Consider the following 24944-nt stretch of genomic DNA (forward strand, 5'->3'; position numbering starts at 1 on the left):
AAAATAAAAAATCATGGAATTAAATGTACGAAAAAATATTGCGCGTACTGTTGCCCCATTGGCAGGTATAATATTATTTACTGCAGCACTTTTTGTTATTCACGGCGAGCTTCAAAAATACCACTATAGCGAGATATTGAAAAGCTTCAAGGAACTTCCGGGCATGATTATTCTATCTGCCATCGGCCTTACTGCTGTAAGCTATTTTGTTTTGACGTTTTACGATACTCTTTCTTTCAGATACATCAGGAACAGCCTTCCTTATCCAAAGATATCAGCAGCATCGTTTATAGGATATGCATTCAGTAATAATATAGGGCTTGCTGCGCTTACAGGAGGTTCTGTCCGCTACAGACTTTACTCGGGGTGGGGATTGACAGCCATAGAAATCGCTAACATCGTTGCATTTAACACTATAACCTTCTGGCTTGGATTCCTTATTGTGGGTGGTACGGTATTTCTTACGGAGCCGATCCAACTGCCGCCATCAATTGCATCTCTTCCATTTAATTCAATTAAACTTCTTGGCCTGTTTTTCCTGTCGGTTGTTATTTGTTATTTTCTCGTATGTCTCATAATAAGAAGAGCCCCTATCAGGATAAAAGAATGGGATTTCCCAATCCCGTCAGTCAGGTTTGCAATTGCACAGTTTGCAGTTTCATCTCTGGACTGGATGATCGCAGGAGGGACACTCTATATCCTTCTTCCTTCAGGCACCGGCATGACATTTCAGAAGTTTCTTGCCATATTCATGTTAGCCCAGATTGCAGGACTTGTAAGCCAAGTCCCCGGAGGAATCGGAGTGTTCGAATCAATAATGCTTTATTTCTTTACAAGCTATGCTGATGCTTCAACAGTGTTTGGAGCTCTTATGGCATACAGGGCGATTTATTATCTTATGCCATTTGCAGCGGCAGCTTTTATGCTTGGAGCTTATGAATTATATCAGAGAAAAGAGGAGGTAAAACGGTTTTCCGGTGTCATGGGTAATATCCTGCCGGGTTTCGTTCCACATTTACTTGCTGTCGCAACGTTTGTATCGGGAGCAGTTCTTCTCTTTTCCGGAGCGATACCATCTGTTGACTGGCGGTTAACATGGATTAAGGATTTAGTACCGCTCCCCCTACTTGAGATATCTCATTTTCTTGGGAGTATTGCCGGGTTGCTTCTGCTTATTATCGCATGGGGTATTTTTCACAGGCTTGATGCTGCCTATTTAATCACCGCAGTGCTCCTTTCCGCAGGTGTTATTTTTTCACTTGTTAAAGGATTCGACTATGAAGAAGCGATTCTGCTGACGCTTGTATTGGCAGCGCTTATCCCCTGCCGCAGAAATTTTTACCGCAAGACTTCACTATTACGCCAGCGTTTTACCTTTGCCTGGACGGCCTCTATAATAGTAGTTCTTATAGCATCTGTTTGGCTGCTGCTTTTTTCACATAAGCATGTTGAATATTCCAATGAACTTTGGTGGCAGTTCAGCTTGTCCGGTGATGCGCCGCGCTCGCTTCGTGCAATCGCCGGTGTTATCGGACTTGCGTTTTTTTTCGGTGCTGCGAGTTTGTTCCGTTCATCAAAACCTCTACCTGAACTTCCTGAACAGGAAAAGATGAGCAGTGTACGCGCCATTGTTAAAAATGCAAAAAACGCATCCGCAAATCTAGCACTTCTTGGTGATAAGTCTTTTCTATTTAGCGAAAGCGGCAGAGCTTTTATTATGTACGCTGTAGAAGGAAACAGTTGGATTGCGTTAGGTGATCCTGTAGGAGATGAAGAGGAAAAAGCTGAGCTTGTCTGGAGATTCCGTGAAAAGTCTGATTATTTCAATGCATGGCCGGTCTTTTACCAGATAAGCGATGAGAATCTTTATTTATATATTGAGCTTGGGCTAACGTTTTATAAGCTTGGAGAAGAGGGGAGGGTTAATCTGACGGAGTTTTCTCTTGAAGGAAAAGATTTTAAGGGACTGAGGCACACCCATAATAAACTGGAGAAGGAGGGATGGTCATTTGAGATTTTAGGCATTGAAAACGTAATCCAGATAATGCCGCGCTTTCGGGAAATATCCAGCTCATGGCTTGCTGAAAAAAATACCCGGGAAAAAAGATTTTCCCTCGGTTATTTTAATGAGTCATACATAATGGAATTCCCGGCAGTCATAGTAAAAAAAGAAGAACAGGTTGTTGCCTTTGCAAATGTTTTTGAAAGCGCTGGCAAAGAAGAACTAACCATAGACCTTATGAGATATGATTCAAATGCTCCTCCCGGCGTAATGGATTATCTTTTCGTGTCTCTCATGCTCTGGGGGAAAAAAGAAGGTTATGCATGGTTTAACCTTGGCATGGCGCCTCTTTCAGGTTTCAATAACAGAAAGCTTTCGCCGTTATGGAACCGCCTGGGAGCACTGATATTCGTACATGGAGAACACTTTTACAATTTCCAGGGTCTTCGCCAGTATAAGGAAAAATTTCATCCAGAATGGTCACCGCGATATCTTGCATCGCCAGGTGGTCTTGCATTTCCGAGGGTTCTTGCTAATATTGCTGCACTGGTTTCAGGGGGGATAAAGGGGGTTATTTCAAAATGAGACGGTTGATTTATTTTTTAATTAGCTTCTTCATTCTTTCAGCGACAGCCTATGCGGGTGAAGAAACATTGAAATTCGGGCGCTTTGGGAATGTAATGATTTACCGCAATTCCCTGAAGCCATCACATGTTGTTCTTTTTGTCTCGGGTGATGGGGGATGGAATCTTGGTGTTATAGATATGGCGAAGTCGCTTTCAGCACTTGACGCTATTGTTGTGGGAATAGACATCACGCATTACATGAAAGAGCTTAGGAACACAGATGAAAAATGTTCTTATCCTGCCGCTGATTTTGAATTGCTGAGTAAATTCATTCAAAAACATTATGATTTTCCTAAATATGAACCGCCAGTCCTTGTCGGTTATTCATCGGGTGCTACCCTTGTTTATGCTGTCCTTGTTCAGGCCCCAACAGGTACATTCCAGGGTGCCATAAGCCTCGGCTTCTGTCCTGATCTCCCTCTTGACAGGCCATTGTGCCGCGGAAGCGGACTTGAATGGAAGTCTGGTCCAAAGGGGAAAGGCTATTCATTTCTTCCTTTCCATGAACTTAAAACACCATGGATTGCTCTTCAGGGAGAAATTGACATGGTTTGCGATGCTAAAGCTACCGAGCTATTTGTAAAGCAGGTTGGAGAGGGGAAATTAATATCACTTCCTAATGTAGGGCATGGTTTTTCTGTACCCAAAAACTGGATGCCGCAGTTTAAGGAGGCGTTTACAGGTTTATTCAATAAACCTAAACAGATGGTTGAAAAATCAGAATCCGGAGACATAAGCGATCTTCCTGTTGTTGAAGTTATGCCGTCAATCCCGGAATCAGGAAAAAGAATGGCTATAATGGTTTCAGGCGACGGCGGTTGGGCCGGGATTGACCGTGAGCTTGCCGGTGCACTTGCTGCAAAAGGTATCCCTGTCGCAGGAGTTGATTCCCTTCAGTATTTCTGGAAGCCAAAGAATCCGGAGATTGCTGCCAATGATCTTGAAAGGATAATAAAGCATTATCTTAATTTATGGGGAAAAGAGCGGATAGTGATTGTCGGCTACTCGCTTGGAGCTGATGTCATTCCATTTATGATAACAAGGCTTTCCTCTGAAGTGTCGGAGAAGATAGAGCTGATAGCTCTTCTTGGTCCGGAGCATACTGCTGATTTTGAGTTTCATATCACTGACTGGATAGGGTTATCTCCGCAGTTAAATTTGCACCCCCTTCTTCCAGAGCTTAAGAAAATAAAGAATATAAAAATACTTTGCTTTTACGGAGATGAAGAGAAAGATTCTCTTTGCAGAGATATAGACATAGCTATAGCAAAACCGATGCGCCTTGAAGGTGGACATCATTTCGGCGGCAACTACCAATTCATCGCTGATTCAATACTAAATGAATTAAAATAAAAAAGGGCAGGATAATTATACTCCTGCCCTTTGTAAGGTCTGTTAATTATTTAAATAAACAGCGGTGCCAGAACCAGTGTTATTGTTGAAAGGAGCTTTATCAGGACGTGAAGTGAAGGTCCCGCTGTATCCTTGAATGGGTCGCCAACTGTATCGCCGACTACTGCTGCCTTGTGAGCATCTGATTTTTTTCCGCCATAATGGCCGTCTTCGATGAATTTCTTTGCATTGTCCCATGCGCCTCCACCGTTGTTCAGGAATGTAGCCATTAGTATTCCTACTATGGTGCCTACCATAAGAAGCGCTGCAACGGCTTCTGCGGCAATGAGCGGATCAACGCTGGTGATAAACATCCTGAATATCAACCCTACAGTAATAGGCATGAACACTGCAAGCAATCCAGGGAGAACCATTTCTCTAAGCGCTGCCTTTGTGACTATGTCAACGCATCTTCCATAATCAGGTTCCTGCGTGAAATTCATTATGCCCGGTTTTTCCTTGAACTGTGCCCTGACGTCGCCTATGACAGCGTATGCTGCACGTCCAACCGCACGGATGGCAAGAGACGAGAAGAGAAACACAAGCATTGCCCCCAAAAGACCGCCTACAAAAACTTCAGGTTTGCTTATATCAACTTTAAAGGGGAATGATTCTTCCTTGCCGGAATAAAGCTTTACTTCGTCCATGTATGCAGAGAAGAGAAGGAATGCAGCAAGAGCCGCTGAACCTATGGCATAACCTTTTGTAAGAGCCTTTGTAGTATTGCCTACTGCATCGAGCCTGTCAGTTTTTTTCCTGATTGCTTCAGGCTGGCGGCTCATCTCTACTATTCCGCCTGCATTGTCAGTGATAGGTCCGAAGGTGTCCATTGCAAGGATGAATGCTGCTGTTGCAAGCATACCCATTGTTGCGACTGCTGTTCCGAAAAGTCCTGCATTTACTCCATGTCCGGCTGCATCTACAGGGAAAGCATTCAACCCGATATAGTATGATGAAAGTATCGCTGCCGAGATTGCAATCGTCGGAAGAGCGGTACATTCAAGCCCGACTGATATTCCTGTTATTATATTTGTTGCAGCGCCTGTCTGCGATGCCTTTGCAATTTCCTGTACAGGCCTGTATTTATGCTCTGTGTAATACTGTGTGATGAATACGAAGGCAACGGATGTCAAAACCCCGATTACTCCGCAGAGGAAGAAGTGCCACCATGCATCAGGCGCTTCATTGCTGTAAAGCAGCCAGCGTGATGAAAGTCCGAACAATGCCATTGCTATAACGACGGCTATATAATAACCGCGGTTCAACGCCTGCATAGGGTCAAGTTTTTCTTCCTTATCCATCTTTACTGCCATTATGCCAATAATTGATGCGATTATTCCGAAGGCGCGGGAAATAAGAGGGAACATCATGACTGCTATTGAACCGAGGGCGAATGGAAATCCGCCTGCTTCAGCCCTTGTTGCCAGAGTTGCTCCCAATATCATTGCGCCGATGTTTTCAGCCGCTGTTGATTCGAAGAGGTCGGCGCCCCTGCCTGCGCAATCGCCTACGTTGTCGCCAACAAGGTCTGCGATAACTGCGGGGTTGCGGGGATCGTCTTCCGGGATTCCTGCTTCTACTTTTCCTACAAGATCTGCTCCTACGTCTGCAGCCTTAGTATAAATTCCGCCTCCAAGCTGTGCAAAAAGAGCAACGAATGATGCACCGAATCCGTAGCCCACTATCATTAATGGTATATGGATTGGATCTTTGCCGAGAGAAAGGAGTATTGCGTAAAGACCGCCGACACCGAGAAGACTCATTGCAACAACTAAAAGTCCAGATACTGCTCCAGCCCTTAGTGCTGTCTGAAGTGCGTCGTTAAGGCTCTTCAATGCCGCTGAAGCTGTCCTTATGTTTGCCCTGATTGATATCCACATTCCTATATAGCCGGCTATGAGCGAACATCCTGCACCGAATATAAAAGATAGGGAAACCCAGAACGCAAGTTCAAGGGCAGTGGGTACCGGATCAAAATCATGATGGCTGCGAACAAACCCGTAAAGAACAAAAATCAGTACGGTAACCGCTATTGCGAGGTAGATGATAGTCGCGTTCTGCCTGCGGAGGAACGCCTCAGCGCCCTGTTTGATGGCATCGCTGATTTTCATCATTTCAGGTTTTCCAGTGTCCTTTTTCATGACCCAGCTTGCAAGATATGCTGAAAAACCGAGTCCGATGGCGCTGAAGATCAGTACGATCGCGATAAAAAGAAGTGAATTCTCGCTCCCTGATTTCGTCGCCTGAATCATTAAGTTTGCTGCCTGTGGTACTAAATCAATCATATCTCATATCTCCCATATTAATGGATTAACTTAGAATCTCACGATGTGATTTTCTACCCTAAAACAATCTGTAAAAGAGGATGCTGTATAATATCCTGAAGAGAAAAAGTCAAAACAAAAATGTGGGAATTTTCAGTCTCTTTATTAACTGCTTAAAGAATAATGACGTGTAACAATTCGCACATCAAAAAAAAGATTAAAATGGTAAGGTTTTAACATCGATAAGAGTTTATAATATTTGTTAGGAAATATCTGATGACAAAAAAATGGATTAAACTAAAACTTCTTCATAAAGCAATTCTGGCTGTTTTAGTCATTATTATCCCAATCATTGTTATTTACTTTATTACTTATTACACAAATAAAAAATATATAAAAAATCAAATACTTGATAATGTTTCTATGCTGGCTGAAGCTTACGAAACCCAAGTTTACCAATTTATGCAACGAGTGAAAAGCAGAGTAGAACGTTTTTCAGATGATAATTCGATCATAGCGGAGTTTGATAAAATAAGTAACGGAAAACCAGCAGATTCAGCGATTCTAAATAAGTATCTTTCAAAGAATGATATTGATGCAGAGAGAACTATTAAGGCAATCGACTTTATTTCTCTGGATGGACGTATAGTGGCATCAAGCGACAGTGCGGATATAGGGAAGGATGTAACAGAAAAGAGTTTTTTTAACAAAATAAAAACAGGTAGTAATTCTGTATGCACTTATGAAAAATCTAATAGATATGAGCTTATTGCTGCTGTTCCTGTTATAAACAAGACTAATGGCAGGCAAGTTGGTGTAATTGCAAACCGCATAGATTTGAACGTACTTAATAGTCTGCTAAGTGGAGCACTGTCAAAAGATTTAGGTGCAATTACTTCTGAGAAAAGAATGAAATCTATGGAAGTGTATATCGTTAATAATGATAAATTGATGCTTACTGATTCCATATTCGTTAAGGATGCCATCCTGAAGCAACGGGTTGATACGATACCTGTGGAGCAGGCACTGAAATTCGGAAAAGAGTTCACCGGATTTTACAAAGATTACCGTGGGGTTGAAGTTGCAGGCTCTGCTATGCTGCTGCCATCAATGAAATGGGTACTCCTTGTTGAGATAGATGCGGAAGAAATATTAAAACCTGTGCTTGCGTTGCGACATGCTGCGATAGTATCAGGTTCTATTGTTTCCGGACTTGTTATAGCTCTTCTTTTCATCTTTTACAGATTTATGGTTGTCCCGTTGAAGAGAATTTCGATGGCTGCAGAAAGCTTAACCCAAGGAAATTATGATGTTACTATTCCAGTTAAAACAAGTGATGAGATAGGAGAGCTTTCCAGCTCTTTTAACAAGATGACAAGTGAAATCAATAAGCGGACAACCCTGCTCACAGAGAGTGAAGTCAGGCTTAATGCAATTATTGATAACACGACTGCTGCTATTTATATGAAAGATATAAATGGGAAATACCTTCTTGCAAACCGCAAAATAGAAAAATTATATAAACATTCAAAAGAGGAGATAATAGGTAAAAGTGACTATGATTTTTTCCCTGAGAATATAGCTGTAAAGCTCATAGAAAATGACCGTCGTGTATTAGAGGTTAATAGCCCGATAGAATTTGAAGAAACTATACAGGAGGATGACGGACTTCACAATTATATATCAATTAAAGTCCCTGTCTGCAGCACTTCAGGAACGCCATACGGTGTATGCGGCATATCAACAGATATTACGAACCTTAAGAAAACTGAAGAAAGCCTGAAGGAAGCTCAGCGTATTAGCAAGATCGGAAACTGGGAATGGAACAGCGAAACCGATATAATTGCCTGCTCTGAAGAAGTATATTCAATTTTTAATTTATCTCCCCATGAAGCTGAATTCACTTATGATCTTTTCACAAGATACATGCATCCTGATGATGTTGAGCATGTTCATGACACTATTGGTGATAGTCTAACAAAAACGAACACTTATTCTATAGATTACAGAATAGTTCTACCGGATGGTACTTTAAAATATATCAACAGACAGGCTGAAGCGACCTTTGACAGAGACAGGAATCCGATCAGGATAGCGGGAACTATTCAGGATATTACTGAACGAAAGCGTGCAGAACAAATTCAGATTGAACTTCAGAAAAAATACGAAGACCTCATTAACAATCTCCCCGTCGGGATCTGCCGTATTTTGGACGGATACTTTTCAGAAGCGAATCCTTTTCTCGTTAAGATGCTTGAGGCAGGTTCAAAAGAGGAACTTCTAAAACACAGAAAAGGAGATTTTATACTTGTTAATAAAGAACAGCAGAAATCAATGGATAGTAATTTCAAGAAAAATGGCTTAATCAACTGTGAAGAAGTGGAGCTTATGACACTGAAAGGAAAAAAATTCTGGGCTTCATTCTCGGCTATTGCAAGGAAAAACATTGAAGGTGGTACCTATGTTGACTGTATTATACAAAATATATCTGAGCGTAAACAACTTGAGGATCAACTTCGTCATTCTCAGAAAATGGAAGCAATAGGAAGGCTTTCAGGGGGTATTGCCCATGATTTTAATAATGTTCTTACTGCGATTATAGGATATGCAGATCTTCTATCCAGAAAAAGAAGAGAAGATGAACTTACAAAAAGTTACACTGAGTTGATACTTAATCTATGCCAGAAGGCAGCAAGTCTCATTAACGGTCTTCTCGCCTTCAGCAGGAAACAGATAATATCTCTGGAAACAGTTAGCCTGAATGAAATAGTAAAAAGTAATGAAAAATTTCTGAGAAGAATAATTGGTGAGGATGTTGAATTGGTATTTGAGAGCAATAAAAACGATTTATTTATTGATGCTGATAGAAATCAGATATGGCAGATATTAATGAATTTTAGCACCAATTCCCGTGATGCAATGCCGGAAGGGGGGAGTATAACAATAAAAACAGGATATACAGAATTAGATGGAAGTTTTATGAGAAGTCGCGGAAACGGGAAACCGGGTGAGTATGCATTTTTGTGCTTTGCAGACACAGGAGCAGGAATTGATGAAGAGAATCAGCAAAACATATTTGATCCTTTCTTTACAACAAAAGAAGTAGGAAAGGGTACCGGGCTGGGACTTTCTATAGTCTATGGAATTGTAAAACAGCATAATGGCTTTATAGAAGTTAACAGTTTACCAGGCAGAGGAACGACATTTACAATATATTTCCCTTTATCAAATCACATAAACGGTAATGGAGTCATCAAGCCAGCAGAAGAACCATTAAAAAAAGGGACAGAAACAATACTCCTGGCAGAAGATGATGAAGAAGTAAGAAATATGACTAAGACAGTTTTGGAGGAAGCAGGCTATAGAGTTATTCCGGCAGTTAACGGAGAGGATGCAGTTGAAAAGTTCAGAAACAATAAGGAACAGATACAATTTGTAATTCTAGACGTAATAATGCCTAAGAAGAACGGGAAGGAAGCACTTGATGAAATCAGGAAAATAACGCCAAAAGTCAAAGTTCTTTTTCTTAGCGGCTACACAAGCGATATTCTGGAAAGAAAAGGAATTGATGAAGAAAAGTTAAATTTTATTTCAAAGCCATTGAAGCCATTTTTATTATACGAAAGAGTCAGAGAATTGATAGATAGCCCTTAACAATTATCTGCTATATTTTTTCAGCTTTTCTCCAGAATCTCTTTCCATCCATGTTCCCTAGAGCGAGATTGCTTTGCTCGCAAAGACCATTTTTTCAGCAATCTCAATTTACATTTTAAAAACAGAAATAAAAAGTAAAGGCAATGGATTATTGTAATAGAATGATGTATATAACAAAATCATGAATACAGCGCTAACAGATAAGATAAAAAGACTGCCGGACTGTACTTGCGGGAATCTCCAATCACCAGCCGGTAATATACCGAGAGTCACTACAAAACTCTCTTATAAGGATTATCTTGGAGAAATCTCGTGCAGGTTCAATTCATTCAGGATGAATTATAAAATTGAACCGGGAATTTACGCCGTCGGCTCTCCTGATGCAGAATCAGATGTGTTTGTAAGCGCCAATTATAAATTGAGCTTCAACAAACTCCGCAGTGCACTTAATGGCATGAATGGATGGATCCTTGTCATAGACACAAAAGGTATCAATGTCTGGTGCGCGGCAGGGGAGGGGACATTCGGAACCGAAGAACTGATAAAGAGGATAACAGAGCATAAGCTTGATAAAGTAGTATCGCATAGAAGAATAATTGTTCCTCAGCTTGGAGCGCCGGGCATAAGTGCGCATGTCATCAAGGAGAAGACCGGATTTAATGTTTATTACGGCCCTGTGCGTGCAACTGATATTATCTCTTATGTTGAAGCAGGTTACAAAGCTACAAGAGAAATGCGGACAGTGAGATTTGGATTCACTGACAGATTGGTTCTTACTCCTATGGAGCTGAGCCTCGTCTTTCAAAAATATCTTATATATGTTGCGGCAATAGTTGTTTTGTTCGGAGTAGGAAGAGCAGGCTTTTCTATAACGAATGCTATGACCTTCGGCATGCCCTTTATTATGCTTGGCCTGATTTCAGTTTTATCGGGAGGCTTTGTAACGCCGCTTCTTCTTCCATTAATCCCTTCAAGGTCATTTGCAGTCAAAGGATGGATATTAGGAATTATAATGACTGCTATTTATGTGAAATCTGAATTCTTTGTTCCGGCCAATATGGGAATAGCTGCTGACATGCTTGCATACATTTTTTATCCGGCAGCAAGTTCCTACATATTTTTACAGTTTACAGGCGCAACTACATTTACAAACATCTCAGGAGTAAAAAAGGAAATTAAATATGCAATGCCTGTATATATTTCTGTGGCAGTAGTATCCATAATCCTGCTCGCCGCGGTTAAACTCGAACAGATGGAGATTTTATGAAATATATCTCAAATGTATCAACGCTTAAGTATTCTCCTGAATTGTGCAAAGGGTGCGGCATTTGTGCGGAGGTATGTCCTCACGGGGTTTTTATGATAAATGGAAATAAAAAAGCCTCTATCACTGACATTGATTTATGTATGGAGTGCGGCGCCTGCGAAATGAACTGTGCCTTTGGGGCAATTTCTGTAAAAGCCGGTGTTGGCTGTGCGGCTGCAATCATAAACGGCATGATAAGCGGAGGGGAGCCTTCCTGCGGATGTGGATGCAGTTGCGGGGAAAAGGCTGAGAACTAAAATCATTTGACCTTTTTTGTGTCCCTGCTTCCTTCATACAATTCATATTCAAGAAGTCTGCACTCAATCGTGCTGTTAAAAAACGGGATTCGTCTTTTTGCCCTTAATCCAATTTTTTTCGCAAGTTCCATGTTTCCCGTAAAAATATATCCCATGTATCCTTTACATTTCTGTTTGAGAAAATCCCCCATCCCCTCATAAACTGCCTCAAGCTTATTGATGTCACCGAGACGCTCTCCATATTCAGGGTTGAAGATGACCATTCCTCGACTATCTTTAGATACTTCAGGCAGATGAGTGTCAGCGTAATCGCAGACATCAAAATCTATGAGATGGGCTACTCCCGCAGTTTCAGCATTATTTTTTGCTGCATTGACGGCTTGCCTGTCTTTATCAGTTGCGATTATCTTTCCTTTGAGGGTTTTTAACGAGCCGGCTTTTCCTTTTTTGCGAAGCTCATTCCAGAGTTTTTCATTGAAGCCTTTAATGTGCATGAACCCGTAATTGTTCCGTAAAAGTCCCGGCGCCCTGTTAAGCGCAATCAGAGCCGCCTCGATTGCAAGTGTTCCGCTGCCGCACATTGGATTTACAAAATTCCCGTCTCCCTTCCAACCGGCTGCCATAAGAACGGCTGATGCAAGGGTTTCCTGCATCGGAGCTTTTAATGGGATTTTTCTGTATCCCCGTTTTGAAAGAGATTCGCCCGAGGTATCGAGATAAACAGCACACTCATTTTCCTTCCAGTATAAATGGATGACAGCCCGGTCTCTCAGAGGACCTGAATCCGGACGCTGTCCTGATTTCCTGTTAATGCGGTCAACGATGGCGTCTTTGCATTTAAGATTCGCAAACCTTGAGTCTTTGATATAGGGGTTATCAACTGAAGATGTGATGCTTATATAACCGTCCTCGAAAATATATTTTTCCCAATCGAGCTTGAATAATTTTCTGTAAAGCTCATCCGGGTCCTCGGCTGTGAATTCCGATATGAGGAAAAGTACGCGATGGGCTGTCCTCAAATGGAAATTGAACGTCATTGTGTCGTCCATTGTTCCTTCTGTCTCAACATGAGCTATGGCTGTGTTGATTACAGGAAAGCCAAGAACGGCGAGCTCCGATTTCAGGAAGGTCTCAATGTTCCTTGCGCATGTGATTATGATTTTGTTTTTTTGCATATATGGACAAAAGGCTCATAGTTATATAAGATTTAAAAATTATAAGAACATAAGAGGCGGAAAATTACAATGGTGATAGAAGGAAAACATATTGTTGCACTGATTTTAGTGGTGATAGTGCTGGCATTCTCTTTTCAGGGGACCAGAGGAATATGGTCCCCTGACGAGGGGTTCTATATCCCAATTGCAAAAACAATGCTTAGCTCCGGGGATTTCCTTATCCCAAAATTAAATGACGAGACATGGCTTGAAAAGCCGCCTCTTCTTTACTGGGGCATTGCAGCGGGAATGTTCGCATTAGGTGAAAATGAATTGGGAGCAAGGGCATTCACAGCACTTTGCTTTGTGCTTACTACGGTGATTGTTTTCCTGCTTGGAAAATCTATGTGGGGGAAGAGGGAAGGGACTATAGCGGGCGTAATATATTGTACAACCATAATTCCCTTTGCTGCTTCAAACATCGTGACTCCTGACACACCGCTTGTTCTCTGGACAACTCTTGCCTTTTTCTTTTTCTGGCAAAGCGTAAAGCCGGGTGCCTCGAAGATATCTATGTGGAAACTCCTTATGTGCGCGTCTTTTGGTCTGGGTTTTATCAGCAAGGGGCCTGCAGCCATAATACCTGCCGCCGGTATGTTCGCCTTTCTTCTCTTCCGGGGGAAGTTGCGCGAATATTTTATAACCACCTGGGCCTTGGCAGGTTTTGCAATCTTCAGCGTCCTCGGTCTTTCGTGGTATTTCATGGTAGGCAAGGAAGAGGCCGGTGCAATCGCTTATTTCTTTGACAATCAGGTTGTAGGGAGAACTATTTCAGAAAAATATAACAGGAACCCGGGCGTCAGAGGTGCCTTTATTTATCTTCCGGTTCTTCTCTTTGGTACTCTTCCCTGGTCGTTTATATGGTATTCAGACGCTCTGCGCCGGAGGTGTTTTATAAATCCAAAATCATGGTGGCTGGACTTCAGGAAAAATCCGGTGAACCTTTTTATCATGTCATGGTTTGTTGTACCATTCATTATACTCCTCGCAGCAAACTCAAGGCTTCCGCTTTACTTGCTCCCATTGTTCCCTGCTATTTCTCTGGCAACTGCAAGGAAACTAAGCCTTGTTACTTTAGAGACTCAAAAGGAAAGAAGTCCCGGATTATTCCCGAAGCATGTTGTTCTTGTTGGAACATGGGTAATCCTTTTGATTGGGTTTAAGTTGGCAGCGGCTTATTATCCATCAGAGAGGGACATGAGGTCTTTCTGGCGTGATATTGCAGTATCATTACCGGGTTCTAATAATTATGAGTTTATTGTTCTCGATGAATACTATGAAGGGCTGAGCTTCTATGGACTGGAAAATCTTGAAATGGTCACAAAGAAAAAGAAGCCTTATCCATGTTTTGTAATGCCTGAAAATCTTAAGAGCGAGATTAAAGAAATCGCTCTTTCAAATCGCCAGCATGTGATAATATGCGAGGGTGTAAAGTCTGTTGCCTATGTTTGCAATGAGCTTCGTCTTGCAGGCGTAGGGTTTAAACAATCAAAACTCTCATTTGACCGCTGGGTCATAATATGCAAGCCGGAAGCATTGCCAATAGAAACCAGAAATCTCTTCCCGGCAGATCACAAAGCCACCTGAAATATAAACATCAACAGACGTGAAAAAAAATACTGCACTTCTTTTTTATTACAATAAAGAAAACAGATATGGAATAAACGCCCTTGCAGGTAGCATTGAGTGCTGTGAAGACTTGCTGCAGGATATAGATATTGTATTCCCCTATGATGAAGATGTGCTTTATAAAACAACAGAGAAACTTGTTAAATCCCATGAAAAAATCATTCTATGTTTTTCTTTTTTCACAACCCAGCTCTGGGATATTAAGAGAATGCTTAATAAGCTCAGAAAAGATCATGGAAAGCATATTCACTGTATTGCAGGGGGACCGCATCCCACTGGAGCTCCAGCCGGAACACTTGCAATGGGGTTTGACGTCGTAGCGCTGGGGGAAGGTGAGGGGACTCTCCGGGACATTGTTAGCGCAATTAAAAATGATGGGAACTTAAGTGATGTAAAAGGGATCGCATATATAGATGATAAAAAAAATGTCTGTTACAATGCCCACCGTCCGCCGCTCGAGCTCGACAGCTTCACCCCCTTTTCAGTGAAATACAATAAGATCGGACCAATCGAAATCACAAGAGGATGCAGGTTTTCCTGCTCATACTGTCAGACGCCGAATATTTTCCCCGGCAAACCGCGTCACCGGAGTGTTGAAACAATTTTTGAGTATGTTGAGATTATGAAAAAATTGAAGAGGAAAACATTCAGGTTCATCTCGCCCGATGCTCTTTCATACGGCTCTCCCGACGGACGGAAGGTCAATTTGGCGAAGATTTATGAGCTTCTCTCAGGTGTGAGAAAAATATCAGGCAAATCAGGGCGCATAATCTTTGGCTTTTTTCCATCAGAGATAAGACCAGAGCATGTGACAACTGAAAGCATGGAACTGATAACGCGATTTACTCACAACAACAGGTTTGCTATAGGCGCGCAGTCAGGAAGTGAAAGAATGCTGGAGCGATGCAGGCGCGGACATACTGTTGATGACATCTATAATGCAGCGAGAATAATAAAAGGAGCGGGAAAGATGGTGATAGTTGATTTCATCTTTGGAATGCCCGGAGAAACAGCGCATGACATACAAGATACCATAAAAGTCATGCGCGACCTTGTAGATATGGATGCAACCATCCATGCCCACACATTCACACCTCTCCCCGCAACCCCGTTTGCCAACGAACCAGCAGGGAAGGTGAGCCCTGAAGTCATCGCCGCAGTAAACAGCTTCATGCCATCAGGCAGAGCTTTCGGCGACTGGCAGGCACAGGAGCAAATGGCAGGCAAGATTGCAGAATATCTCCAAAATACTCAGATAAAGCAGAGCTAAGTAAAAAAATATATTGCATTTTATTCTATTTTTTGTCTTTGATTCCAAACAAGCAACATTTCTTATATTTTATGACGCTAATTAAAAATATTGCGGAAATATTGTTTTTCTTATCATGTAGATTGCTTAACAGTATATTAGGCGCATGAAAAAGACAGGATATAAAGAAACATTCATATTTATTATTGGCACAACTCCACAGATAATAACTGAAACAATTTATTATCTAGGCGTTGTAAACAACCCACATATCACACCTGATGAAATATTCATAATTACGACTGAAACAGGCAGAAATATTGTAAAGTCCTCATTGCTTGCCAAAGGAATATTAAAAAAGTTAGAAGACGAATACAGTTTGCCTGAAACGCCATTAAGCGAATCTTCTTTTCTGATTCCGACCTGTTTATAGGTGTAGGAATGAGAGACCCTGAGTAAAGGGGATTGCGATGCGCATGATCTATTACCTTTTCACATGATCCTGATGGAAAGTGTGAGGATAAGACCTGATGAACAAGGGATTGGAAAAGAAGAAGCGGACTGTTCGGGGAACAGTCCCTACAAGAAAAATGGAAAAATATGCGGTGCGTTCAGGGAACGCACCCTACGGGAAGAGAGAATACTGGATCCCCGCTTTCGCGGGGATGACAAAATAAGAAGTGGGGATGACAATGAAGATTAAGTACCGTCTTGAAAAATCAAAAGCTTACTTGTGTCTAATTCACTGCTTTTCCCATTAAACTTCACTCCTTCTCCTTCAAGATTCGTTTCCCTTTTTCGGTGAGGCGGTATTTCTGTTTGCTGCTTGTGGGTTTGCCGGGAATTGTCATCTCGATCATACCGGCAGTCAGCGCCGGAATAAGATAAGCCTCTCTAAAGTAATCTTCATGCCGGAGAGCCAAAGCCTCCTGGATGTCTTTACGTTTCATCTCTCCAACCAATACCGCCAGGAGCCGCTGAACTTCCCCGGTGACTTCCCCGGTGACTTCCCCGGTAATCCCGCCGACAGCTTTGAAGGCGAGTTCAGGCTTTCTTCGGATAGTAACCACAAAGCCGTCTGTAAGGGCAAACTCCGGTTCGTCAAGGCCGACATCACGACAGCGCTTGATCATATCACCTGTTCCAGTGCCCATACGTTCAATGTATTTGGTAAGATAGAGCGGCTCGGCCAATAAGGGATTACAGGGAACGGAGCCGTGGGGCTTTCGCAGTTTTGCAAGAGTCAAAGGCGGTGAAAGGGTACCGGGATTCCAGACCTCCAACCGATTCGCAAAGAGCATCACCTGCACACTTCCGTTGCTTGTATAGTCCCGATGTGCCACAGCATTGACAATGGCTTCGCGAATCACTTCAGGAGGTATCTCGTAAGCCACGGGAGCTTGAACGCTCTGGGCGCGGGTTCCGACAGCAAGATTGATTTTGGAGAGCACAAAATCAACAGCCTGATCTACCAGGTCAAAGACTGTTCCTTTGTAAATACGGTAAAAGGGAATAGGCTTGGTTACCTCAACACCATGAAAATGGGCGCACTTGATTTCGGAAGAAATAAGGAAGCGCTGCGGCTGTATTCCAAAGAGCAAGACTGCTGCATTGCTCGGCCTTTCTTTATCAAGGAGATTCAAATGAGTAAGGACTTCCATGGATGTGGATTCTTCGGACAGCGGGAAGCCTCTGGCCTGTCGGGCTTGACTCAGAAATGTATGTATCTTCTCTTCATCCAGGTCGGCCATGGTGGCATTTCTGCAGAAAGAGGCATCAAAGGGAGCTGAACGAATCAATTCGTGTTCATCAAGGTATTGAACAAGGCTTCCGTATATTGCGGTGACTAGCTCTGCAGCGCTGACAAAGCGACGCCTTACCACCTGGGTTCCCGCCGCCTTGATAAGGCTTTGCATTTTTGGGGCTTTGCCGCCATCGTCAGCGCCTTTGACAAAAATAAGGCGGTGTTTCCCGCTCTTCGTTGCAAGGTCGAATTCCCTATGGGTAGGAGAATAACCTTTGTCGTCTTCCTTTCCGTATTCCATCCCGAAGAGTCCTACGTAAATGTCGCATCGTTCAACTTCCTGGAGATAGACCTCGTCTGCCCGTCTATCAATAGCAGGCATATCTTCAAAAAGAAAAACATCATAGAAGCGCCGCAAAAGAGGATCTCCCCGGAGAAATTCCCGCAACGCCTTGCGCTCCTCGGCAAACTCTTTTTGCACACTGCTGATAAAGATGCGAATGGGATTCATGTCATTTGTCCTAAGTACCACAAGCCAATTTGAAGTTTGAAGTATGAAATTTTTAGCTGATACTCTTCCATTTAAAAACCTAAAATACTTTAACATGCAAAAAGAAAATTTATCAATACCAAAGGAACGGAATTAAAAGAATGAGAGGGGCGGGCTGTTCGGGGGACAGACAACTCATTGATACCTTTTGAAAACAGCTTTCCTAATTTTGATTTTTTGTGCTATATTTAAAAATTGAAGATGGATAACAAACAAGCAATCAATTATTGGATAAAATCTGCTGAAGCTGACTGGCAGGTAGTTAACCACCTTTTTGAAAAAAGAGACTATACATATGCATTATTTTTCGGACAGATAGCACTTCTTGAGACAATTACGGATTTCAATCTTGAGGCAAGATATCCGGATGAGAGATTTTTATTTAAGAAAAAATGCACAAAAAAATTTACAGCAAAATATATTGCTGAAATAGAGTATCTAAAACAATGGCTTTTGAAACAGATTCAATCATAAAGATAGCGAAGAGATATATCAAAGAGCTTGAGAAAAACAATATCAGAATTACTGAAGCAATAATATTCGGATCATATGCAAAGGGAACAGCAAAGGCAGAAAGCGATATAGATATTGCTTTGGTTTCTGAATCGTTCAGTGGCAACAGGTTTGATGACCGTCGTAGGATTGTCCCGCTAAGAAGAAAAATAGACACCCGCATTGAGCCTCTGCCTTTCAGGCCTGAAGACTTTTATAATGGCGGAATGATGGCTGAGGAAATAAAGCGAACAGGGAAGAAGATACTGAAAAAATAAATATTGCTGATGAACAAGGGATTGAAAAAGAAGAAGCGGGCTGTTCGGGGAACAGTCCCTACAGGAAACACGGGAAAATATGCGGTGCGTTCAGGGAACGCACCCTACGGGAAGAGAGAGAATACTGGATCCCCGCTTTCGCGGGGATGACAAAATAAGAAGCGGGGATGGCAAAGAAGAAAAAGGGATGGGAAAAGGAAAAGCACCCATACGTTCCAATAAATTGACTTCTCCAATTAATCTTATATAATCTTATATAGTTAAAATAGAAGATTATATATCATGAATAAAACCAATAAATTAGACGCCAGATTAACCAATATTCCATCTGAAATATGGTCGAAAATCACTCAAATTGACCAGTTAAAAGGTCAGTGGATAGCTGGAGCGCGGTTAAGCCCGCAAATATTGGGACGTCTTAAGCGTTCTGTTTTGATTACTTCAACCGGTGCTTCTACCCGCATTGAAGGCGCCAGATTATCTGATGAAGATGTTGAAAAATTAATGCGTGGTATTTCAGTACAAAAGTTTACTGACCGGGACAAGCAGGAAGTACGAGGATACTATGAATTGTTGGAAAATGTTTTCAATTCATGGAAAAATATTAAATTTACAGAAAGCACTGTTAAGCATTTTCATAATGAATTGCTCAAACACGTTGAAAAAGATGAACGCCACAGGGGCGATTACAAAAAGATTGAAAATAAAGTAGAGATGATCGACGCTGACGGAAAATCCGTTGGTGTGCTTTTCGATACCACTTCAGCATATCTGACTCCTAAAGAAATGCAGGAGTTGGTAGAGTGGATGCAAAATGCAGTCGCTGAGAAAAAACACCATCCGCTTTTAATAGTTGCCAATTTTAGTGTGGAGTTCTTAAATATCCATCCGTTTCAGGACGGCAATGGAAGGCTCTCAAGAGTCTTGACCAATCTTTTGATGCTAAAGGAAGGTTATTTATATATGCCGTATGTATCCCATGAAAAATTGATTGAGGACAACAAACCTGATTATTATTTATCGCTTCGTCAAAGTCAAAAGACGTTTAAGTCAGGCTCGGAAGACATTACTCCGTGGCTGCATTTTTTTCTGGACATCATTCTAAAGCAATCAGAAATGGCTGTGGCTTTGCTGTCCAGGGAAAATATCGAAAAATTGTTTTCACCAAAGCAATTGGCTGTATGGAATTACTTATTATCAGTAGAAGAAGCAACCCCAAGAGAGATTGCAAATCATACAAATATCGCTCGACCAACCATAAATCAAGTGCTGACAAAATTACTTCAGCTTAAAAAAATTGAGCAGATTGGGCAGGGAAGAAGCACGAGATACAGGAAGATTGTTTAATAAACATGTTTTCTGTGTTTTACAGTGAGGATGTAAACGATTCCTACGGAAAGAGGAATTGAGAAAGATTTGACATAGGAAGAAAAAGAATAAACGGACTGTTTGGGGAACAGTCCCTACAGAGAAAATGGAAAGATATCAGGTATGTTTAGGGAACAGCCCCTACGGAAAACAGGGGGGATAAGCATCTTCTTCTTAAGGTTTGATATAGGCATTCAATCCGATTATGACAGGCTTCTCGTTTACTTTTGCAGTGGTGACAGTATTTCCCCTCGTACTTGCAACAACAAGGGTTTTTCCGGATGCTGAGGGTTTCGGAGGGGTGTCCATGTCAATTTCTATATAAAGCTTGTTGTCCTTGATTTCAACTTTCATCGCCATTGGAATTTCTCCTTTTATTGATTGATTAGAGTTCCCTTGCTCCAGATGAATTTTAGCCTCCGCTTATTACATTATAGCATTTTAACTGTTTCATGTGTACACCGTCTAGTCTTATCGTGGCAAGGAGCGCTCTTTTTTGTCAAATTTTCTTTATAGCCAAGAGAAGTGTTGCTTTTTTGAAATAGATGTGATTCTCTACGGCCAGAATTAAAGACCCTCAGATAAAACCCAAAAGTCTGCTCCTTTGATGCACGGCATAATTGAATGCTGATGCCAATTGCAGGTTTAATTTAATACAAGAGGAATTAATGTGAAACGTGAAGATTTAAGGAACATAGCTATTATTGCCCATGTTGACCATGGGAAGACAACACTTGTGGATGTAATGCTTCGTCAATCCGGGATATTCAACTCCCATGAAGTAGTGAAAGAGCGCGTGATGGACAACATCGACCTTGAGCGCGAAAGAGGCATTACCATAATGGCAAAGAACACTGCTATTAACTATTGCGGTGTCAAAATAAATATAGTCGACACACCGGGACATGCAGACTTCGGCGGCGAAGTGGAGCGCACCCTTAAGATGGTTGACGGAGTTCTCCTTCTTGTGGATGCCTCGGAGGGACCTCTGCCTCAGACAAGGTTTGTCCTTAAAAAAGCCCTTGAGCTCAATCTTAAGCCTATAGTCGTAGTCAATAAAATAGACAGGCCTGATGCAAGGATACAGGAAGTCTTAAACGAGATATATGATCTTTTCATTGACCTTGATGCAACTGAAGAACAGCTTGAGTTCCCTGTAATTTATACAAATGCAAGGCTTGGGATTTCCAAGCTTTCGCTTGATGACAGCTCAAATGATTTCAAAGTATTGTTCGAACTGATCATCAAAACAATACCTGCGCCTGAAGGGGATGATAGCGCTGTGCTTCAGCTTCTTGTCACCAATATTGATTATAATGATTATGTCGGAAGGCTTGCTATTGGAAGGATTTTTTCAGGCACTATTAAGGTAGGTGACAATGTCGCCTTTACTTCAGGCCATGAGCAGCAAGCAGCTAAGACAAAGATAACATCACTTTATGGGTTCCAGGGGCTTGAGAGAGTTGCTCTCACTTCAGCATCTGTCGGTGATATTGTGGCGCTTTCAGGGATTGAAGGGATAAATATAGGTGACACCATTACGGATGCTGAAAACCCGAAGCCTCTGTCGAGGATAAAAGTTGATGAGCCTACCATATCAATGGTCTTTTCCATTAACACATCTCCATTTGCCAGTAAGGAAGGAAAATATGTCACATCAAGGAATCTGCGTGAACGGCTTGAAAAAGAACTTTTATATAATGTGTCAATAAGGGTTGATTTCAGCAACACCGACTCTTTCAATGTAATGGGGAGAGGTGAGCTTCAGCTTGCAATCCTTGTTGAGATGATGAGAAGGGAAGGTTACGTTCTTTCAGTATCAATGCCGGTGACAATCACAAAGGAAATAAAAGGAGTAGTCAACGAACCAATGGAGCTTCTTGTCATAGATGTGCCTGAAGATTTTATAGGGGTTGTGACACAGCAGATTGGAATAAGGCGCGGCAAGATGCTGAAGATGCAGAACAACGGACATGGAAGAGTAAGGCTTGAATACAGGATACCTTCAAGGGGATTGATAGGTTTCCGTTCGCAATTCTTAACTGATACCAGAGGCACCGGTCTTCTTAACCATCTTTTTGACGGATATGAGCCTGTGCAGGGGGATATCACAAAACGCTACACTGGTGCACTTGTAGCGGACAGACCGGGGAGAAGCACCACTTATGCGCTTTTCCACCTTCAGCCCCGCGGCAATCTTTTCATAAAAGAGAACACGCAGGTCTACGAGGGGATGATTGTCGGTGAGAACTCAAGGGACAACGACCTCTATGTTAACGTTACAAAAGAGAAAAAGCTTACTAACTTGCGGGCATCCGGCTCTGATGAAAATCTACTTTTAGTGCCGCCAAAGCTCATGAGCCTTGAGCAGGCAATAGAGTTCATAAAAGAAGATGAACTTGTAGAGGTAACGCCTCTTGCAGTGAGACTTAGAAAAAAGGTGCTTGAAGCAAACAGGAAAAATTAATAAAATTATTTTTATGTCATTCCGCACATGATGCGGAATCCAGTTCTTTTTATTAATTTCTGGATCCCCGCTTTCGCGGGGATGACAAAGTAAGAAGTTGGGATTCAGAAATAAGAAGCGAGGATGACGAAGTAAAAAATTGGGATGAAAAAAATGATCACAATTCACCCCCATGCAACGCATCGAAATATTTCTTTAATTAATCTAATTAAAATCTGCTTATTGGTATTTTTTTTAGGCTATTGTATTACATTTGTAACATCAGCTCAACACATTGAAATAAAAAGAAATACAGTTGTCACATGGGTGTTCTTCAAAGACAAAGGCAATGTTTCTGCAAGTGATATAGAAAGCTATGTAAAAAGCCTTCCTCAAAATGTGCGCGCTAGGCGTGCAAAGGTAAATCCATCAAATATTGCCGATGAGCGGGATCTCCCCGTAAATAAATATTATGTTGATAAGGTCATTGCTTTAGGCGCAAGGCATAGAGCAACCACGAGATGGCTTAATGGAATAAGTATAGAAGCTACAGATGAGATTATTGATGCGATAGAGCAGCTCCCCTTTGTCAAAGAAGTTAAGATAATCAATCCCCCAAAGAAACAGCTAAATTTAATAGACTCAGGCGAAAACACCCTACAAGGCAGGCTTCCTTACGGTTCGTCAAAGAGCCAGCTCAAACAGATAAATGTGACAGCGCTTCAGAACATGGGATACTCAGGCAAAGGCGTTATAATCTGCGTCATTGATTCCGGGTTCAAAACAACGCATGAAGCATTAAAATCAGTTAAAGTAATAGATGAACATGATTTTGTAAATGATGACGGGGAAACTGCGGATGAAGCGGGAGACTATGGAGGTCAGGATGCTCATGGCACTGAAGTCCTTTCAGTGATAGGCGGGTTTAAAAAGGGAAATTTGATAGGTCCAGCCTATAACGCTAAATATCTTCTTGCCAAGACAGAGGATATGGCGAGCGAATTTCCTGTTGAAGAGGACTACTGGCTTGAGGCAGTTGAATGGGCTGATGAGAAGGGAGCGGAGATAATCAGCAGTTCCCTTGGTTATTATGATTTTGAAGATGGTTCATCTTATACATTTGAGGACCTTGACGGCGAGACAGCAACTGTTACCAAAGCCGCAAACATTGCAGCAGAAAAAGGGATTCTCGTTGTGAATTCTGCGGGAAACGGAAATCTTATGCCGCCGGCGGATGGAAAACATCTTATTGCCGTAGGTGCAGTGGAAGTAAACGGGGATTTGTGGCAAGACAGCGGAAGCGGTCCTACTTATGATGGAAGAGTAAAACCGGACGTAGTCGCAAGAGGTTTTGAAACATACTGCGCTGACCCGAATAACAACAATAAATATCTTTATAAAACCGGCACATCATTTGCAACGCCGCTTGTCGCAGGGCTTGCAGCACTTCTGCTTGAAGCCCACCCTGACTGGACTCAGGACAAGATACGAGAAGCAATATTAAACACATCAGACAGAAGCAGCTCGCCTGACAATTCTTTTGGCTACGGAATTCCCAACGGCGTATCAGCTCTTAAATATGCCCTGTCCATTACAACGGAAAAACTTCCAGCGGCAAAGGCGGATAGAAAATACATCGCTAAATTAAATGCTTCCGGCAAGAGCGATAAGCTGATTTGGAGCATAGTTGACGGAAGCGGGTTACTCCCCTCAGGTCTTACCATGAGCAAGAGCGGAGTTATCAGCGGCAAGCCTGCAAAGATAACTTCCGGTCAGATTTACACATTTACTGTTAAAGCATCTGACAGCGGTGTCCCAGGAAAAGAGATCACCAAAGAGCTTTCTATCAAAGTAAAACCATAAATCCGCAAAATCTGCTTTCAACTTTCTGATTTTTTTATTACAGTTAATTAACTTAAAAATAAATTTTGGAGGTCTGTATATGAGAGGAGAGCCGCAGATAGCTTATGGGATAGAAGCAATACATGACTCTATAGTCACGGACACGGACATATTCAGGAAATACAGTAGTAATGCAAAAAAGATTTCAATCTACAGGGAAAAGAAAAAGATCCTCGATAAGTATCCTGAGCTAAAAGAAATGATAAGCCCGGAGTTTGTAAGTTCCCTTGATAAAGCAAGAGGGAAATTTGTCGGCAAAGTTGACTGGCTTCCGCCCGAGCTCGTAATAACAGACCAGAGGATTCGCGAGATGTGCAGGAACATGTTCACTTATTCCGACGACTATGTGAAAAAAACAGGACTTCGTTTCGGACCTTGCCCCGGGCTTGAGAAGATGTCGGGGTGTCCCATGTTTTCGCCGGGACCTCGCGAGATAAGACCTAAGCTCGACAAAGCGGACATATTCATTGCCATGCAGTCAAAGGATTTTATCAAGAGTGACCAGATACCGGGCTGGCACAGCGTCATTATGATTAAGCTCAAAAGAGAGATTGAAAAACTTCTTGGCGAA

At 42.0% G+C, this 24944-nt stretch carries 20 protein-coding genes; 16 read left to right on the forward strand and 4 right to left on the reverse strand.

Annotated elements, in window-relative coordinates:
* Window positions 1-13: 13 nt before the first annotated feature.
* Together mprF and HZA77_08145 are read left to right on the forward strand one after the other, a co-directional pair.
* Window positions 14-2587 (forward strand): bifunctional lysylphosphatidylglycerol flippase/synthetase MprF, encoded by a 2574-nt coding sequence (mprF, locus tag HZA77_08140; protein MBI5375390.1) that lies wholly within the window; start codon window positions 14-16, stop codon window positions 2585-2587.
* Window positions 2584-3981, forward strand: a complete 1398-nt coding sequence (locus tag HZA77_08145; protein MBI5375391.1) for a virulence factor family protein — start codon at window positions 2584-2586, stop codon at window positions 3979-3981. The genes mprF and HZA77_08145 overlap by 4 nt, the downstream gene beginning before the upstream one ends.
* A 50-nt stretch (window positions 3982-4031) precedes the next feature.
* On the opposite strand, the gene HZA77_08150 is transcribed toward HZA77_08145, so the two are convergent.
* Entirely contained in the window at window positions 4032-6272 is a 2241-nt protein-coding gene (locus tag HZA77_08150; GenBank protein MBI5375392.1) for a sodium-translocating pyrophosphatase, read from the reverse strand.
* A 288-nt stretch (window positions 6273-6560) separates the two neighbouring features.
* Between HZA77_08150 and HZA77_08155 the strand changes: the two genes are divergently transcribed.
* The 3 genes from HZA77_08155 to HZA77_08165 all read left to right on the forward strand — a co-directional run bounded on the left by HZA77_08155 (window position 6561) and on the right by HZA77_08165 (window position 11501).
* Window positions 6561-9938 (forward strand): PAS domain S-box protein, encoded by a 3378-nt coding sequence (locus HZA77_08155; GenBank protein MBI5375393.1) that lies wholly within the window; start codon window positions 6561-6563, stop codon window positions 9936-9938.
* 181 nt (window positions 9939-10119) lie between these two features.
* Entirely contained in the window at window positions 10120-11205 is a 1086-nt protein-coding gene (locus tag HZA77_08160; protein ID MBI5375394.1) for an acetyl-CoA synthase subunit gamma, read from the forward strand.
* The gene (locus tag HZA77_08165; protein ID MBI5375395.1) at window positions 11202-11501 is read left to right on the forward strand and encodes a 4Fe-4S binding protein; all 300 of its coding nucleotides are present in this window, start codon (window positions 11202-11204) and stop codon (window positions 11499-11501) included. The genes HZA77_08160 and HZA77_08165 overlap by 4 nt, the downstream gene beginning before the upstream one ends.
* A gap of 2 nt (window positions 11502-11503) precedes the next feature.
* Here HZA77_08165 and HZA77_08170 read toward each other — a convergent pair whose 3' ends face one another.
* Window positions 11504-12676 carry a class I SAM-dependent RNA methyltransferase gene (locus HZA77_08170; protein ID MBI5375396.1) on the reverse strand — a complete coding sequence of 391 codons (1173 nt, stop codon included), beginning with the start codon at window positions 12674-12676 and terminating at the stop codon, window positions 11504-11506.
* Window positions 12677-12745: 69 nt separating this feature from the next.
* Between HZA77_08170 and HZA77_08175 the strand changes: the two genes are divergently transcribed.
* The 4 genes from HZA77_08175 (at window position 12746) to HZA77_08190 (ending at window position 16296) form a co-directional block, all read left to right on the forward strand.
* Window positions 12746-14302, forward strand: coding sequence for a glycosyltransferase family 39 protein (locus tag HZA77_08175; protein ID MBI5375397.1), 1557 nt, complete (start codon window positions 12746-12748; stop codon window positions 14300-14302).
* Between the two features lie 19 nt (window positions 14303-14321).
* A complete protein-coding gene (locus HZA77_08180; GenBank protein ID MBI5375398.1) occupies window positions 14322-15614 on the forward strand; it encodes a TIGR04013 family B12-binding domain/radical SAM domain-containing protein in 1293 nt (430 codons plus the stop codon).
* 145 nt (window positions 15615-15759) lie between these two features.
* On the forward strand, window positions 15760-16026 hold the full coding sequence (locus tag HZA77_08185; protein ID MBI5375399.1) for a hypothetical protein: 267 nt from the start codon (window positions 15760-15762) through the stop codon (window positions 16024-16026).
* Window positions 16027-16098: 72 nt separating this feature from the next.
* The gene (locus HZA77_08190; protein ID MBI5375400.1) at window positions 16099-16296 is read left to right on the forward strand and encodes a hypothetical protein; all 198 of its coding nucleotides are present in this window, start codon (window positions 16099-16101) and stop codon (window positions 16294-16296) included.
* 61 nt (window positions 16297-16357) lie between these two features.
* Here HZA77_08190 and HZA77_08195 read toward each other — a convergent pair whose 3' ends face one another.
* On the reverse strand, window positions 16358-17848 hold the full coding sequence (locus HZA77_08195; GenBank protein MBI5375401.1) for a DUF4062 domain-containing protein: 1491 nt from the start codon (window positions 17846-17848) through the stop codon (window positions 16358-16360).
* 240 nt (window positions 17849-18088) lie between these two features.
* Here HZA77_08195 and HZA77_08200 point away from each other — a divergent pair, with 240 nt between their 5' ends.
* The 4 genes from HZA77_08200 (at window position 18089) to HZA77_08215 (ending at window position 20004) form a co-directional block, all read left to right on the forward strand.
* Complete coding sequence (locus tag HZA77_08200; GenBank protein ID MBI5375402.1) at window positions 18089-18361, forward strand: hypothetical protein; 273 nt, start codon at window positions 18089-18091, stop codon at window positions 18359-18361.
* Window positions 18334-18657, forward strand: a complete 324-nt coding sequence (locus HZA77_08205; GenBank protein MBI5375403.1) for a nucleotidyltransferase domain-containing protein — start codon at window positions 18334-18336, stop codon at window positions 18655-18657. The genes HZA77_08200 and HZA77_08205 overlap by 28 nt, the downstream gene beginning before the upstream one ends.
* Before the next feature lie 79 nt (window positions 18658-18736).
* Entirely contained in the window at window positions 18737-18907 is a 171-nt protein-coding gene (locus HZA77_08210) for a hypothetical protein (protein MBI5375404.1), read from the forward strand.
* Between the two features lie 32 nt (window positions 18908-18939).
* Window positions 18940-20004, forward strand: coding sequence for a Fic family protein (locus HZA77_08215; protein MBI5375405.1), 1065 nt, complete (start codon window positions 18940-18942; stop codon window positions 20002-20004).
* A 195-nt stretch (window positions 20005-20199) separates the two neighbouring features.
* Here HZA77_08215 and HZA77_08220 read toward each other — a convergent pair whose 3' ends face one another.
* Window positions 20200-20385, reverse strand: a complete 186-nt coding sequence (locus HZA77_08220; protein MBI5375406.1) for a hypothetical protein — start codon at window positions 20383-20385, stop codon at window positions 20200-20202.
* Window positions 20386-20695: 310 nt separating this feature from the next.
* On the opposite strand from HZA77_08220, the gene typA reads away from it, so the two are divergent.
* From typA to HZA77_08235, 3 genes are all read left to right on the forward strand, one after another.
* The gene (gene typA, locus HZA77_08225) at window positions 20696-22492 is read left to right on the forward strand and encodes a translational GTPase TypA (GenBank protein MBI5375407.1); all 1797 of its coding nucleotides are present in this window, start codon (window positions 20696-20698) and stop codon (window positions 22490-22492) included.
* A 153-nt stretch (window positions 22493-22645) separates the two neighbouring features.
* On the forward strand, window positions 22646-24334 hold the full coding sequence (locus tag HZA77_08230) for a S8 family serine peptidase (GenBank protein MBI5375408.1): 1689 nt from the start codon (window positions 22646-22648) through the stop codon (window positions 24332-24334).
* Window positions 24335-24413: 79 nt separating this feature from the next.
* On the forward strand, window positions 24414-24944 hold a 531-nt coding region (locus HZA77_08235), incomplete at its 3' end, for a hypothetical protein (GenBank protein ID MBI5375409.1).

The organism is Candidatus Schekmanbacteria bacterium (assembly GCA_016219965.1).
In the GTDB taxonomy this organism is placed as follows: domain Bacteria; phylum Schekmanbacteria; class GWA2-38-11; order GWA2-38-11; family J061; genus JACRJM01.

Excerpts from the sequence above, each read along its gene's own strand:
- HZA77_08170 (MBI5375396.1), bottom strand. The coding sequence starts at position 12,676 with ATGCAAAAAAACAAAATCATAATCACATGCGCAAGGAACATTGAGACC.
- HZA77_08195 (MBI5375401.1), bottom strand. The coding sequence starts at position 17,848 with ATGAATCCCATTCGCATCTTTATCAGCAGTGTGCAAAAAGAGTTTGCC.
- HZA77_08160 (MBI5375394.1), top strand. The coding sequence starts at position 10,120 with ATGAATACAGCGCTAACAGATAAGATAAAAAGACTGCCGGACTGTACT.
- HZA77_08190 (MBI5375400.1), top strand. The coding sequence starts at position 16,099 with ATGGAAAGTGTGAGGATAAGACCTGATGAACAAGGGATTGGAAAAGAA.
- HZA77_08175 (MBI5375397.1), top strand. The coding sequence starts at position 12,746 with ATGGTGATAGAAGGAAAACATATTGTTGCACTGATTTTAGTGGTGATA.
- HZA77_08220 (MBI5375406.1), bottom strand. The coding sequence starts at position 20,385 with ATGGCGATGAAAGTTGAAATCAAGGACAACAAGCTTTATATAGAAATT.
- HZA77_08155 (MBI5375393.1), top strand. The coding sequence starts at position 6,561 with ATGACAAAAAAATGGATTAAACTAAAACTTCTTCATAAAGCAATTCTG.
- HZA77_08230 (MBI5375408.1), top strand. The coding sequence starts at position 22,646 with ATGATCACAATTCACCCCCATGCAACGCATCGAAATATTTCTTTAATT.
- HZA77_08215 (MBI5375405.1), top strand. The coding sequence starts at position 18,940 with ATGAATAAAACCAATAAATTAGACGCCAGATTAACCAATATTCCATCT.
- HZA77_08185 (MBI5375399.1), top strand. The coding sequence starts at position 15,760 with ATGAAAAAGACAGGATATAAAGAAACATTCATATTTATTATTGGCACA.
- HZA77_08200 (MBI5375402.1), top strand. The coding sequence starts at position 18,089 with ATGGATAACAAACAAGCAATCAATTATTGGATAAAATCTGCTGAAGCT.
- mprF (MBI5375390.1), top strand. The coding sequence starts at position 14 with ATGGAATTAAATGTACGAAAAAATATTGCGCGTACTGTTGCCCCATTG.
- HZA77_08205 (MBI5375403.1), top strand. The coding sequence starts at position 18,334 with ATGGCTTTTGAAACAGATTCAATCATAAAGATAGCGAAGAGATATATC.
- HZA77_08165 (MBI5375395.1), top strand. The coding sequence starts at position 11,202 with ATGAAATATATCTCAAATGTATCAACGCTTAAGTATTCTCCTGAATTG.
- HZA77_08210 (MBI5375404.1), top strand. The coding sequence starts at position 18,737 with ATGCGGTGCGTTCAGGGAACGCACCCTACGGGAAGAGAGAGAATACTG.
- HZA77_08145 (MBI5375391.1), top strand. The coding sequence starts at position 2,584 with ATGAGACGGTTGATTTATTTTTTAATTAGCTTCTTCATTCTTTCAGCG.
- HZA77_08150 (MBI5375392.1), bottom strand. The coding sequence starts at position 6,272 with ATGATTCAGGCGACGAAATCAGGGAGCGAGAATTCACTTCTTTTTATC.